This is a genomic window from Xanthomonas sp. NCPPB 3761, assembly GCF_041475705.2.
Classification (GTDB): Bacteria; Pseudomonadota; Gammaproteobacteria; order Xanthomonadales; family Xanthomonadaceae; genus Xanthomonas; species Xanthomonas phaseoli.
This window is the reverse complement of record NZ_CM191262.1, coordinates 3,470,334-3,484,422: the sequence shown is the minus strand read 5'-3', so window position 1 is coordinate 3,484,422 and position 14,089 is coordinate 3,470,334. Positions and strand designations below refer to the sequence as shown.

At 63.8% G+C, this 14,089-nt stretch carries 6 protein-coding genes and 2 pseudogenes; 2 read left to right on the top strand and 6 right to left on the bottom strand.

Annotation, left to right across the window (positions count from 1 at the left end; all coding sequences use genetic code 11):
- Positions 1-89 precede the first annotated feature (89 nt).
- From ACCQ00_RS15235 to ACCQ00_RS15215, 5 genes and pseudogenes are all read right to left on the bottom strand, one after another.
- A complete protein-coding gene (locus tag ACCQ00_RS15235) occupies positions 90-2,780 on the bottom strand; it encodes a beta-mannosidase (protein ID WP_039567959.1) in 2,691 nt (896 codons plus the stop codon).
- 21 nt (positions 2,781-2,801) lie between these two features.
- Positions 2,802-5,252, bottom strand: coding sequence for a family 20 glycosylhydrolase (locus tag ACCQ00_RS15230; RefSeq protein ID WP_039567956.1), 2,451 nt, complete (start codon positions 5,250-5,252; stop codon positions 2,802-2,804).
- Between the two features lie 264 nt (positions 5,253-5,516).
- Complete coding sequence (locus ACCQ00_RS15225; RefSeq protein ID WP_039567953.1) at positions 5,517-6,584, bottom strand: glycosyl hydrolase family 18 protein; 1,068 nt, start codon at positions 6,582-6,584, stop codon at positions 5,517-5,519.
- Positions 6,585-6,587: 3 nt separating this feature from the next.
- Positions 6,588-8,273 (bottom strand): alpha-L-fucosidase, encoded by a 1,686-nt coding sequence (locus tag ACCQ00_RS15220; protein WP_372353975.1) that lies wholly within the window; start codon positions 8,271-8,273, stop codon positions 6,588-6,590.
- A 206-nt stretch (positions 8,274-8,479) separates the two neighbouring features.
- Positions 8,480-9,475: pseudogene (locus ACCQ00_RS15215) on the bottom strand (TonB-dependent receptor); the annotation flags it as partial.
- Positions 9,476-9,525: 50 nt separating this feature from the next.
- On the opposite strand from ACCQ00_RS15215, the gene ACCQ00_RS15210 reads away from it, so the two are divergent.
- A protein-coding gene (locus tag ACCQ00_RS15210) for an IS3-like element ISXac2 family transposase (protein ID WP_099770620.1) occupies positions 9,526-10,613 on the top strand; the annotation gives its coding sequence in 2 pieces (ribosomal slippage) (positions 9,526-9,778 and positions 9,778-10,613; 1,089 coding nt in all).
- Between the two features lie 40 nt (positions 10,614-10,653).
- On the opposite strand, the pseudogene ACCQ00_RS15205 reads toward ACCQ00_RS15210, so the two are convergent.
- A pseudogene (locus ACCQ00_RS15205) lies at positions 10,654-12,342 on the bottom strand (TonB-dependent receptor); the annotation flags it as partial.
- Between the two features lie 720 nt (positions 12,343-13,062).
- Between ACCQ00_RS15205 and ACCQ00_RS15200 the strand changes: the two are divergent.
- Positions 13,063-14,061, top strand: a complete 999-nt coding sequence (locus ACCQ00_RS15200) for a glucokinase family protein (RefSeq protein WP_180301657.1) — start codon at positions 13,063-13,065, stop codon at positions 14,059-14,061.
- Positions 14,062-14,089 lie beyond the last annotated feature (28 nt).

The following is a 14,089-nucleotide window of genomic DNA, read 5'->3' as shown; positions in this document are numbered from 1 at the left end:
AAATCCAGTCTCTCATTGCAAGAAATCCAATCCTTCTCCCGCGTTGCGGGAGAAGGTGCCCGAAGGGCGGATGAGGGCCGCCCTGCTTCTTATTTCGCAGCCGCTGCCTCCTGCGGCTCGGCCGGTGCGCCAGCCAGGGTCGAGGCCAGATCGCGCACCTGCAGCGCCGCCTGCACCTGCGCGAGCGGAAGCTTGCTGGAGACATGCACGATCAGCGGCTCGCCCGGCAGCAGGTCGAAGGCATTGTCCGACAGCGTGGCATCCACATCGCCGAACGACAGCCAGACCTCGCGCGCCAGCGTGTTGCTGGTCAGTGTGAGTGCGTAGCCATCACCATCGGCACGCCACTGGCCGTCGATCTTCGCGGCCGGCAAGGCAAGCTGCTTGGCCGGCGCGAAGAACATCACCTCACGCGAGAGCAGCCTGTCGCCGTCCAACAGCTCGAACACTGCATAGGTGCGCTTGGGATCGGCGCTGCCCAGCAATTGCTTGTCGCTGAAGTTGCCCACCTGCAGGCTGCTCAGCGGTTTGACCGTGGCTTTTTCTTCGCGCTTGCTCAGCACCTTGCCATCCATGCCCATCACCCGCATGCGCCAGCGTGCTGCCAGCGGGGTGGTGCGGTCGGACACCAGCGACACCTCGGTCTGGCCCTTGTCGTTGCGCAACGCGGCAATCATTTCCGGCGCGTAGAATCGGCGTGCGTGGTAATGCAGCGCCTTCCAGCGGCCGTAGTAATCCACGCTGGACCACGACGCGCCCGGCCACACATCGTTGAGCTGCCAGTACAGCGACCCCATCGACTGCGGACGCGAGGCGCGCAGATGCGAAGCGGCGATGTTGATGCCTTCGGCCTGCATCAGCTGACTCAGGTAGACGAAGCTTTCGAAATCCTTGGGCTCGCCGAATTCGCGGCGGATGTACAGCATCAGCCGCTTGTTGCCGTTGCCCTTGTCGAACTTCTGATGCACGCGCATCACCGGCGATTCCGGATCCATGTCGCCGGGCTCGGCAAATGCACGCACGGTGCGCATGTCGGGGAACGACTGCAGGCCGTATTCGGACATGAAGCGTGGGGTGACGTTGAGGTATTCGGTGACCGGCAGGGCAGGGCCGCCCCACACCTTCCAGTAATGCATGTCGCCATCGTTGGTCTGGTCGGCCGCGCCATCGAAATCGGTGCCCGGCGAGGTAGCCCAGTACGGCACGTCGCTATCGTAGGTGGCCACCACTTCGCGGAACACGGTGCCGAACAGGGTCGTCATGCCGCGTTCGATGCGGGCGCGTTCTTCCGGGTCCACCGACTGCTTGAACTTGACCCGGTCGCCCCAGTTTTCCCAGCCGGTCTGCACCTCGTTGTTGCCGCACCACAACACGATGCTGGGGTGGTCGCGCAGCCGCTTGACCTGTTCGATCGCCTCCTGCCGGGTGTTCTCGCGGAACTCCACGTCGTACGGCGGTACCGCGCCGCCGAACATGAAGTCCTGCCAGATCATGATGCCCAGTTCGTCGGCGACCTCGTAAAAATAGTCGTCCTGGTAATGCCCGCCGCCCCACATGCGCAGCATGTTCATGTTGGCATCGCGCGCATCCTGCAAGGTGCTGCGCATGCGCTCGTGCGTGACACGTGCCGGGAAGGCATCCAGTGGAATCAGGTTGGCCCCCTTGGCGAAGATCGGGATGCCGTTGATCACGATCTCCATGCTCTTGCCGAACTGGTCTTTTTCGCGGCGCAGCTCCACCGAACGCAGGCCGGTGACGCGCTTGATCTGCTGGCTGTCGCCATCGGCATCGCGCACGTTGGCCACGAAGGTGTAGCGGTCCTGCGCGCCGTAACCGGCCGGAAACCAGCGCTTGGGATGGGCGATGCGCACCGCCAGATCGATGCGGTTCCGGCCGGGATCGACCACTGCGTCCTGGGTGAACTGGCCGACTTTCTGCCCATCCGGGCCCAGTACATCCAGCGTCACCTGCACCGGCCCGCTGCGGCCGGCCTGCAGGTCCAGCTGCGCCTGCAATTGCGCGCTATCGGCATCCACCCGTTGCTGGGCGATATGCAGCCCATCCACACGCACGGCGTCCCACGCTTCCACGCGCACATCCTTCCAGATGCCGGCGTTGACCATGCGCGGGCCCCAATCCCAACCGAAGTTGTACGGCGCCTTGCGCACATAGGTCGAGCTGTGGCGTGCTTCGGGCTCGTCGCCGAACGCCGAATCGTAGGCGCCCGGCAGCGCATACGGCTGCTTGGCCAGCCACGGCTGGATCTTCTTGATCGGCGAATACAGCTTGACCTCGAGCACGTTGTCGCCGCGCTTGAGCAGGGATTTTGCATCCACGCGCCACTGCCGGAACATGTTGTCGGCGCTGAGCAGCGTCTTGCCATTGAGGGTGACCTCGGCAAACGTGTCCAGGCCGTCGAACACCAGCTCGACATGTTCGCGCTTGAGCGTGGCCGCATCGACATTGAAGCGGGTCTGGTACTGCCAATCGCTTAAGCCCGCCCACTGGATCTTGCCTTCGTTGTCGCGATAGAACGGGTCGGGCACGATCTTGGCGGCGATCAGGTCGGTCTGCACCGCACCGGGCACCTGCGCCGGTAGCCACGCCGCTGCCTTCGGATACGTCTTGCCCTGCTCCTGACCCGGCACCAGCCGCACCTGCCAGCCGCTGTCCAGCGTCACTGCCGAAGGCGGCGCTGCCCAGGCCTGCGAGAGGGCCAAGGCCAGGGCAAGCCCGAGACGGGCGGGGGCGGGAACAAAACGATGACGGGACAGGGGCATGCGTGACTCTCCTAGGGTGGCTCAGCGCGTGGCGGCGGGGGGCGCCTGCGCAGTGGTTTCAATCAATTGGACGGCGCCGACGGCATACAGGGGGCCGCGGATCGGCGCGGTGAAGCGCAGGCACAGATCGTGGATGCCGGTGCGTGCAGGCAGTGCGGTTTCCAGGGTGAATTGTTCGCCCAGGGTGTCGCTGCGCGGCAGTTGCACGCTGGCGATCAGCTCGCCGTCGCAGCCCAGGCGCACTTCCAGCTCACCGCCGCGGGTCTTGGCCGGGTATTGCACGACCTTGGATTGCTCGTGCGCCAGGCCGAAGTTGTTGGGCAGGCGTGCCGCTTCGATGCGGATGGCGCCGATACCGTCCAGCCGTGCCTGCGGATACAGGCGGCAGGCATGGAACAGGTCGACGTTGTACACCGGCGTGTCGGCGCCGGTCATCTCCGGCAACAGCGGCAGGCGCAAGCCGAGCGCGCCGGTGTCGACGCAGTGCTGCAATCCCTGCGTATCCACCCGCAACAAGCTCGCGCGATCGAAGATACGGCTGCGCGTGGCCGCTAGCGGCGTGCCGCTCGCATCGAACGTGGCGGCCTTGACCGTGGTCGGCAATTGAATCGCGAACGGCGCGCTGTAGCGCGGCGATGCCGGCGTGGGCGCGCTGCCGTCGATGGTGTAGTGCAGCATGCCCGCGCCGGCTTGCGTGCTCAGCGCCACCTTGGCCGGCCCGCCGGCGAGCACCGGATTAGATCCGCCTTCCAACGCGATATCGGCAGCGAAGGCGCCGTCGCTATAGTCGATGCCCAGCGCCTTGTAGCGCTGCAGCTGCGCCGGCATGCGCGCCAGAAAGCTGTCCCAGTTGCGCGCTGCCGGCGGCGACCAGGTCACTTCCGCTACCGCAGCCAGCCGCGGAAACAGGGCGTGATCCACATGCCAGCGTGAGGGGATGTATTCGGACCACAGCGCGCCTTGTGCGCCCAGTACATGCCTGGCCTGTTCGGCGCCGAGCTTGGCCGGCACCGGATCGAATGCGTAGACCTTGGACAGCGGCAATACGGTCATGCGACCGTTCGGTTCATCGCTGCGCGTGGTCTGCAGGTTGTCCAGATAAAGCCAGTCGCCCGGCGCCAGCACCACATCGTGGCCCTGCTTTGCTGCGGTCACTGCACCTTCGATGCCGCGCCACGACATCACCGACGCACTGGCCGGCACGCCGCCTTCCAGAATTTCATCCCAGCCGATCATGCGGCGGCCGTGCTGGGTGAGGTAGGCCGCCAGCTGTTCGTTGAACCAGCCTTGCATCGCATGCGCGTCCTTGACCCCGAGCTTGCGCATCTGCGCGCGCACCGCCGGCGAGGCTTCCCACTGATCCTTCACCGCCTCATCGCCACCGATGTGGATGTAGGTCGACGGGAACAAGGTCAGCACTTCGTCCAGCACGTTGGTGATGAAGGTCAGGCTGCGTTCGCTGGTATTGAACAGGTAGGGGTTGACGCCCCAGTCCACGCCCACCTGCGTGCGTGCGCCGGGTACGCCCACTTCCTCGGGATAGGCAGCAACGGCCGCCTGCGCATGGCCGGGCATGTCCAGTTCGGGCAGCACGGTGATATGCAGGCGCGCCGCATAGGCGACGATCTCGCTGATCTGTTCCTGTGTGTAGAAGCCGCCATAACGCTGCGGCGTGCCATGCTGGCCGGCGCCGGGCGGTGTACGCCATGCGCCCACCTCGGTGAGCTTGGGATAGCGCTTGATCTCGATGCGCCAGCCCTGGTCATCGGTGAGATGCCAATGCAGCACGTTGAGCTTGTGCAGGGCCATCGTATCGAGCACATGCTTGACCGTGTCCACATCATGGAAATGCCGGGCCACATCCAGATGCTGGCCGCGCCAGCTGAAACGCGGCCAGTCGCGGATCGCCACCGCCGGTACCTGGACCTCGCCCTTGCGTGCATCCGGTGTCATCAATTGCCAGGCGCTGATTGCGCCATACAACAAGCCGGCACCATCGCGCGCGGTGATACGCACGCCCTCGGCATCTGCCTCCAGGCTGTAGCCTTCCTTGTGCGCCACCGGTGCCTGCGCGCTGCGCTCCAGGCGGATGCTGCCAGGCGATGCGCTGGTTTCGGCGCGCACTTCCAAGCGCAGCCCACGCGTGCGTTGCAGCAGGTCGGCCAGATGTTCGGCACTGCGCCGTGCATCGGCGTCGCCGGGCACGATCGAGATCACCGTGCCGGCGCCCACCGTGAAGCTGCCGCTACCGCGTTTGACCTCGACTGCTGCGGGAATCAGTGGCAACGGAGTACCCGCCGTGCTTGCGGTTGCCGCAGCAGAGGTGCCCGCCGTGGCAGCGGCCGGCGAGGTGCCTGGCGCACGTTGACCGCAGCCGGCCAGCGACATGGCTGCGAACGCAAGCGCAAGCAGGCGCGAGGAGAACGGCGCGACGGCTGTCGGGCGTGCGGTGGGTGCGGAGTTCGACATCATGCAATCACATCCCGGTATGGCGGCGGTACACGGCAGCCACGCACAGTAGCAAAGCCGTGTCGGAAGACGCAGTGACTGGCGCACGCTTCGTCCCGTTGCGCAGCGACGTACTGCGTGACCATGCGATCACGTCAGGGGGAGCGGTCGCTGCAAAGCGGGCGCGGGCAACGCTGGAACCGGACTGCAGCCACGCAGTCCAATTCCTTGCACCAACCGCGCCCGCCTGATCACTATGCCGTCGTCGCGCCGTCGCGTGGGCTGCGCTTAGCGCTGCGCAGTCGGTAGCTCGTCCCACACCTTCGGGTCTTCGGCGCCCAGCACCCAGCAGCTGAATCCTTCCAGGCCGTATTGCTTGGTCAGCTCGTAACGTGCCTTGAAGCTACGTGCGTCCGGGCGGAATACCCACTCGCGCATGTCGTCGCGATAGAAGTAGAACCACGATTCCTGCTCGACCGGATCCCACTGCACGGTGGCGTTCTGTTCCTGCGCCAGCGGGAACGACTCGTCCGCATCGATATACGTTGCGGAAATATTCGATGCCTCGGTGCCGTCTTCCTTCACCGGGTTGCCGGTGTACCAGCGGTAGCCGTAGGTGGCGATGCCCAGCGACAGCTTGTCTTTCGGTACCTGGGTGATGGCGTAATCCAGGTGCTTCTTCATCCACACCATGCCATCGACCGGGCCGGGCGTGGTCCAGCGCGTGTGCTGGTCGTAGGTCATCAGGCTGACCAGATCCACCGCCTGGCCCAGCGCCTTGAGGTCGTACGCACCGCGCCAGTATTCCCACATCCACTTGGAGAACTGGCCGCCTTCGGCATAACCCGGTGCATTCGGCACCACGGCGACCGACATCTTGAACCCGGCCTTGTGCAGCGCATCTGCGGTCTGCTTGACCATCAGCGTGTAGGCGTCGCGGTCGGTCCAGGCGATGTTTTCGAAATCGAACTGGAAGCCGTAGTACTTGTGCTGCTTGCCGTGGATGAGCAGCGACTCGATCATGCGCTTCTTGGCGGCTTCGTCGTGCATCAGCTTGTGGAAGCCTTCGCGACCGGTGGTCATCGACAGGATCGGCATGACCCGCAGCTTATGCTGCTTGGCGATGTCGTACAGATACATGTTGGGGGTGCCGTCGACCAGGCCGTTCTGGTCCACGCCATACCAGGTAGGCACCACCACATCGATCTTGTCGACGTTGGCGATGAAGGAGTTGGTCGATTTCTGCGTGTTCATCAGATAGAACAACGCCGTGGGGTTTTTGGCCAAGGCCGGAGCGCAGGTCAGTGCCAGCGCGAGCAACATCCAGGTCAATCGCTTACTCATGAAAGACAACATCCGTCAGGGAGTGGGGGAGGAAAGGTCGATGCGGAAGACGTAGGCACTCTCGCCAACCGGCTTGAGCGGCAGGCGCAGATGCAGGCCGTCGGCGCGTTGTTCGAACGGGATCTTCTTGCCGTTTGCCAGCAAGGTCACGGCGCGTACGCCGTCGGCGGCCTTGAGCGAGCCGATCACCGCTTCGTCATTGCTGGGCCAGCCGAGTTCGATCGCATACAGCGCGCCATCGCGCGTGGTGAAGCGGAAATCCTCGGCCGTGTACGGCTTGGTCTTGATGTCCTGGAAGGTGCCGCCCACCACTTCCGTGGGGCCTTCGCCATACACGCGCCACGGCTTGCTGTCGTAGATCGCGCCGCCGTTGGTCTTGAGCCACTTGCCGATCGCCAGCAGGATGCCGCGCTCGGTGTCCGGGATCGAACCATCGGCGCGCGGCCCGATGTTGAGCATCAGGTTGCCGTTCTTGGCCACCACGTCGGCCAGCATGTGGATGATGAAGGTGGGCGACTTGTAGGTGTCGTTTTCGATGTAGCCCCACGAGGCGTTGCTGACCGAGGTGTCGGTCTGCCAATGCGTGGGGTGGATGCCGGTGAGCTGGCCGCGCTCGATATCCAGCGTGCCTGCGCCTTCGGGGAAGGCGCCGAGCTTGTAGTTCACCACCACGCCGCGGTCGGCTTCGGTACGCGCCGCGCCCTGGTTGTAGTAATACGCCAGCATCGTGGGCAGGCTGCGGCGGAAGGTGGGGTGGGCAATCCACCAATCGAAATAGATCAGGTCCGGTTGATAGGTGTCGATCAACTCGGTGGTGCGCGCCAGCCAATCGTCCAGCCAGGCCTGCGAGACCGGCGTCCAGTCGTTGGCCACATCGGCATCGTCCTTGCCCGGCAGGCGCACCTGCGCCGGACCATACAGCGCCGCGTAACGCGGGTCGTTGACGTCCGAATCGAACTTTCGCCCGCCATCGAAGAACCAGTTGTGTTCGGCGCGGTGCGATGACAGCCCGAAATGTAGCCCCTGTGCGCGGATGGCCCTGGACAGTTCGCCCAGCAGGTCGCGCTTGGGCCCCATCTTCATCGCGGTCCAGTCGGACAACTTGGAATCGTACAGCGCAAAACCGTCGTGGTGTTCGGCCACCGGCACCACATAGCGCGCGCCGGATTGCCGGAACAGCTTGGCCCAGCCAGTCGGGTCGAACTTGGGGGCGGTGAACTTGGGAATCAGATCCTTGTAGCCGGAACGCGCCTGCGGCCCGTAGGTCGCCACATGATGGGCGAATTCCTTGGAGCCTTGCAGATACATGTTGCGCGAATACCACTCGCTGCCGAACGCCGGCACCGAGAACACACCCCAGTGGATGAAGATGCCGAACTTGGCGTTGTCGTACCACGCCGGCGATTGATAGGCCTTCAGTGCGGCCCAATCGGGACGGAACGGACCCTTGCGTGCGCCGGCTTCTGCTTCGCGCACCAGGCGCTCGCGCTCGGGCGCATAAGCGGCGGTGGCATCGAGCCACTGCTGGTCGATCGCGTCGGGGCTGAGCGTGGCGGCGGTGGCGGCAGTCGGCGATTGCGCCGCATTGACGTGCAGCGCGGGCAGCGCGAGCAAGAGAGCGAACGCGAGCATTCGGCTTCTGGGTGCAGCTCCGGCGTGGCGGCGGGATGGAGCCGCGAACTGGCGGCTATCGGTCATCATGGGAACTGCACTCCTGTAAGCGAAACGCGTCGGTCATGCCGCGGCCGCGCGTGGATGGCGAAAGCGGGCCTGGCCACGCCCCCTCGGCTGCGAAGGGGCGTGGCCAGTACCACTCCTTGGTGCGACATCGACCTGCCGCTGCGGACAGCGACAGGTCCAAAAAAAAGCGCGCCACCGTGGAGGGGCGGTGGCGCGCCGGGACTACGTCAGAACTTGAAGTTCAGCTGGGCCTGGTAGCCGCGTCCGTTCTTGTACATGCCGATCGGTGCGTACTTCACCTCGTTGTACCAGTAGTACGTCGAATCCAGCAGGTTGGTCGCGCTGAAGCTGATACCCATCCAGTCGTTGATCTGATAAGACGCGGTCAGGTCCAGCTGCTTGTATTCGTCGGTGAAGACCTTCGAATCCAGCCGGCCGATCTGGGTGAAGTACTTGGAGCGGTAGCTGTAGTTCACGCGCACCGTCCACGGGCCCTGTTCCCAGTAAGGAATGATGTTGTAGGTATTGCGCGACAGGTAGGGCAGGTTCAAGCCTTCACTGGCATCCGCTTCGGCATAGGTGTAGTTCGTCTGCAAGCCAAAACCGTAACCGAAGGCTTGCTGGTAATTGATCGATGCGCCCTTGACCTTTGCATTGGACACGTTGATCGGCGAACTGACCGTGTACAGCCCGGTGACCCCGCTGACCGGATCGGTCAGTTGTTGCTCGCTGGTGTCGGTCACGATGTAGGAGCCGATATCGCGGTAGAAGACTTCACCGGACAGCATGCTCGACGGAGCGAAATACCACTCCGCCGCGAGGTCGTAGTTGGTCGACTCGTAGGGCTTCAGATTGGGGTTGCCGCCGCTGGCGGTCAGGTTCTGGCTGTTGGTGCTGTTGAAGGTGAAGGCGCCGGCCAGATCACCATAGCGCGGACGTGCAATGACCTTGGCTGCCGAGAAGCGCAGCACGGAATCGTCGGTCATGTCATAGGCGATGTTGAAGCTCGGCAACGGCTTGAAGTAGTCGGTGTTCTGCGCGACACGGCTGTAGTTGTTGCCACCGCTGTTCTGCCAGTACAGCGACTTGTCCTTGGTGTCGACCAAGCGAACGCCAAGGTTGCCGCGCCACTTGCCGGACTCGAAGTTCAGCTGGGTGTAGAAGTTATGGGTGATTTCCTTGACATCGAACGATGAGCCGTAATGGTAATCCCCCCGCCCATTAGCAGACGCCAGAAGTGGAATTTTCTCGTCCCCTTTCCCGAGGAGGTTCCATGAAGAAGTCCCGCTTTACCGACAGCCAGATCATCGCCGTGCTCAAGCAGGCCCAGGCCGGTGCGCCCGTGCCGGAGCTGTGCCGCGAGCACGGCATCAGCTCGGCCACGTTCTACAAGTGGCGCAGCAAGTTCGGCGGCATGGACGTGTCCATGGTCGCGCGCATGAAGGAGCTGGAGGAGGAGAACCGCCGGCTCAAGAAGATGTACGCCGAGGCGCAGCTCAGTACCGACCTGCTGAAGGAAGCGCTCGCAAAAAAATGGTGAGGCCATCTCAGCGACGCGAGATGGCCCAATCGGCAGTCACGAGCGGGCGTACGAACATCCGCCACGCCTGCCAGGCCTTCGCGGTGAGCCAGACCTGCTTCCGCTACCAGGCCAAGGCCAGCGAGCAGAACGCCCGGATCGCCGACTGGCTGATCCGCCTGACGACCGCCCATCGCGACTGGGGCTTTGGCCTGTGCTACCTGTACCTGCGCAACGTGAAGGGCTTTGGCTGGAATCACAAGCGGGTCTACCGGATCTACCGCGAGCTGGAGTTGAACCTGCGGATCAAGCCGAGGAAGCGGCTGGTGCGTGAGCGGCCCGAGCCTCTGGCGGTGCCGGAGGCTATCAACCAGGTCTGGTCGATGGACTTCATGCACGACCAGTTGGCCGACGGCCGCAGCTTCCGGCTGTTCAATGTGCTCGACGACTTCAATCGCGAGGGGCTGGGGATCGAGGTGGATCTGTCGCTGCCGTCAGCCCGTGTGATCCGATCGCTGGAGCAGATCATCGAGTGGCGCGGCAAGCCCGCCGTGATCCGCTGCGACAACGGCCCTGAATACATCAGTGGCGCGTTGCTGTCCTGGGCGCAGCGGCATGGTATCCGGGTCGAGCACATCCAGCCGGGCAAGCCACAGCAGAACGCCTACGTTGAACGCTACAACCGCACCATCCGCTACGCCTGGCTCGCCCAAACCCTGTTCGACACCATCGACCAGGTGCAGGACAAAGCCACCCGCTGGCTATGGACGTACAACCACGAGCGTCCGAATATGGCGCTCGGCGGCATCACGCCTGCCATGAAGTTGGCGATGGCCGCTTAGCTCCACTTCTGGCGACCGCTAAAAGTGGGGGGATTACCTAATCGATGCTGTAGGGGCCTTGCGGCTGGCTGCGTAGGTAGCTGATCACCGAGTTCAGGTTGGCGGTGGACCAGTTGGTCAGGTCGCCGCTGGCGCCCAGACCGTCGTACAGGCCGCTCGGAGTCGTGCCGGGGCTGAACTGGGTCAGCGACACCGCATCGGTGGTATTGATGCGATTGCCGCGGGCATCGACGCCGTTATCGTGGTTGATGTACTTGTAGCCGAACTGCAGCTTGTTGAACGGGCCCCAGCTCAAGTCGCGCGCGGCATCCCACTGGAAGTACTTTTCCTGGTCCTCGCTCTTGGCGTAGTAGATGCCACCAGCCTGCATGGCGCCAGTGGCGGTCGAACCTGCCGGCAATCCTGCCGGGCTGCCCGGCAGGCCCCAGTTGGACGCAGCGCCGTTCTGGTAGTTCACGTCGGTATGGCTGCCGTCGTAGGCGAAGTCGTAGCCGCCGTCCTGCAGCAGGAACTTCATCAGATACTCGGGGTTCTTGCCGCCGGTGGCCTTGGTGTTGCCGACCTGGGTGGTGAACACCCAATTCTCGCCGTAGAAATCGTGGCGCAGGTTCAGGCTCTTGGTGGTGACGGTGCTTTCGCGATAGTTGGTGTCCAGCTGCGCATAGGGCTGGTTGCCATTGCCGGCGCCATCGGTGACCGTGGCCTGGGTGACATAGCCGTTCTGAACGGTCGCGCTGGTGATCTTGTCCTGGTCGCCGCAGCCTGGGCAAACGTAACGCGATTCGCTGAAGTTGTTGTACTTGCCCTTGATGTAGATGCCGGTCAGATTGAATTCGTTCTGCTCGTTCGGCTTCCACTGCAGCGCGCCCTGCAGGCCGTTGCGCTCGCGGGTCTGCTGGAAGAAGGCGCTGTTGATGCCGACCGGAATCTTGGCGGTCGCGACGCTGCCACCGTCGCCGGAAATGTTTGCGGTCGCCGGGATGCCTGCGCCGGTGTTGTAGCCGAAGAACTCGATACCAGCGCGCGCCAGGTCCTGCTTGTCGTGCGTGGCCGAAATCAACGCGCCGAAGGTCTCGTCGTCGTTTTTCCAGCTCCACAGCGCCGAACCGCGCGGATTGCCTTCTTCCGAACGATCGTTGTAGTTGTAGCCGACCGAGCCGCGGATGGTGTTCTTGGGCAGGTCCAGCGGCTTGCGGGTGTGCACGATCACGGTGCCGCCGATCGAGCCTTCGTCGATGCGCGCTTCAGGGGTCTTGTAGACCTCCATCAGGCCGATGATTTCCGGCGACAGCAGCGTGTAGTTGAAGGTACGGCCGCTGGTGTCGGTCGGGTTGCCGCCCCAATCGCCCGAGGCGATGGTCTGGCCATTGAGCAGCACGCGGTTCAACGCCGGGTCGGTGCCGTTGATGCTGACCTTTTCGCCTTCGCCGAACTGACGGTCGACGCTGATGCCGGGAAGATGTGCCAGCGATTCGGCCGCATTGGTGTCCGGGAACTTGCCGATGTCTTCGGCGCTGATCGCATCGACGATGGAATTTGCCGAGCGCTTGACCGCCTGGCTCTTTTCCAGCGACGCGCGGTAGCCGGTGACGGTGATGGTATCCAGCTCGGTGGTGCTCGACGGCGTGCTGGCCTGGGCTGGTTGTTCTTGTCCGGCAGCCATTGCAGAGCCGGAGCAGTACAGAGCGGCGGTGATACAGAGTGCTAACGTCGTGGTGCGGCTGTGCATGGCTAAACCTCATTGGTTAGTGCTGTGAGCGCGCTGCCCTGCAATAGGACGCAACGCGCTCGGCGTGGCCGGCAAAACAACACGCCCTGACCGATCGCGGTGATTGCGCTGGCACGCTTCTCTCGAAGCAGAGGGCAGGCGATTCGCGTGGTGAAGGAGGTGTCCCCCGTGTGGTGAAGCGGTGGAGCTAAACGCACATCAGCGAGCGGGAACGTCTGGCGACGCACGACTCGCGAATCTGGAATGCCAGGCGAGGGAATGCCCGTTCTTCAGTACCGAACAGTCCATGGCCCCTCCTGCCAGAACCCCGATTTGAATCGAGTCTCGCGTAGCGCTGACAGCGTTGTCAACACGTCGTCACAGATCTCTGATGTAGCTGCGATTGCGCTGCAATGCAGCATTTTCGGGCCGAGGCGGACGCTGCGCCGCAACATCTTGCGCAATGCGCTTTGCGAACGCGACTGCTACCATCGGCGCGTACGATCGTAAACACGGTAACGGCCACGGTGCGCTCGGGAGTTGTGCAGGAATCGCCGGCGCGGCTGCAGATTTTTGGCGAATGATGCGCGCCGTCCCATTTGGGCGGTGTCGCGGGTGCCACGGTTGCGTTACAAGACGATTGCTGACAACGTTGTCTACCCGTGTGCCGTTCGTCGGACAACGGGCGACGACGCCAGCCGCCGGCACTGATCAGGAGAATGCGTGAGCGCAAGCAGTCCAATGGAAGCGGTGGCCTTTCCGCGCCCCGAAACCTTCGTTGCCGCCGATGTGGGCGGGACGCACGTGCGCCTGGCGCTGGTATGCGAAAGCGATGACGCAGGCAAGCCGGTCACGATGCTGGACTACCGCAAATACCGCTGCGCCGACTATCCGGGTCTTGCCGACATCATGGCCACATTTTTTGCGGAACTGGGACGTGCACCGGTACGCCGGGGCGTGATTGCCAGCGCCGGCTATGCGCTGGAAGACGGCAGCGTGATCACCACCAATCTTCCCTGGGTGCTGGCGCCGGAGCAGATTCGCCGCCAGCTCGGCATGCAGGCCCTGCATCTGGTCAACGATTTCGAAGCGGTCGCCTACGCTGCCAATTACATGATCGGCAACCAGGTCATGCAATTGTCTGGCCCGGCGCAAGGTGCCGCAGGCCCGGCCTTGGTGCTTGGTCCGGGCACGGGCCTGGGCGCGGCGCTGTGGATCCCCAACGGTGCCCATCCGGTGGTGCTGCCCACCGAAGCCGGCCACGCTGCATTGGCGCCGGCCAGCGATCTGGAAATGGCGCTGCTGCAGGAACTGCGGCGCACGCGCACCCACGTGGGTACCGAAACGCTGTTGTCCGGCCCAGGCCTGTTGAATCTCTACACCGCGCTGGCTGCCTTGCGCGGCGACCCCGTGGTGCACGCCAGCCCGGCCGATATCACCGCGGCCGCAATGGCCGGCAACGATGGATTGGCGCACGACGCTCTGCAGGCGTTTTGCGGGTTTATGGGTAGCGTGGTTGGCGATCTGATGCTGCTGTATGGCGTGCGCAGTGGCGTCTATCTGGCCGGCGGGTTCCTGCCGCAAATCGCTACCTTCATTGCCGCTAGCGATTTTGTCGCGCGCCTGCTCGACAAGGGCGCCTTGCGTCCCGCGCTGGAACAGGTGCCGGTGAGCATCGTCGAGCACGGCCAGCTTGGCGTCATCGGCGCGGCCAACTGGTTCCTGCAGCACGGCCGCTGAGCGCTCGCACATCGGCAGGTGCAGCAAT

Excerpts from the sequence above, each read along its gene's own strand:
- ACCQ00_RS15230 (WP_039567956.1), bottom strand. The coding sequence starts at position 5,252 with ATGATGTCGAACTCCGCACCCACCGCACGCCCGACAGCCGTCGCGCCG.
- ACCQ00_RS15220 (WP_372353975.1), bottom strand. The coding sequence starts at position 8,273 with ATGATGACCGATAGCCGCCAGTTCGCGGCTCCATCCCGCCGCCACGCC.
- ACCQ00_RS15235 (WP_039567959.1), bottom strand. The coding sequence starts at position 2,780 with ATGCCCCTGTCCCGTCATCGTTTTGTTCCCGCCCCCGCCCGTCTCGGG.
- ACCQ00_RS15200 (WP_180301657.1), top strand. The coding sequence starts at position 13,063 with ATGGAAGCGGTGGCCTTTCCGCGCCCCGAAACCTTCGTTGCCGCCGAT.
- ACCQ00_RS15225 (WP_039567953.1), bottom strand. The coding sequence starts at position 6,584 with ATGTTGTCTTTCATGAGTAAGCGATTGACCTGGATGTTGCTCGCGCTG.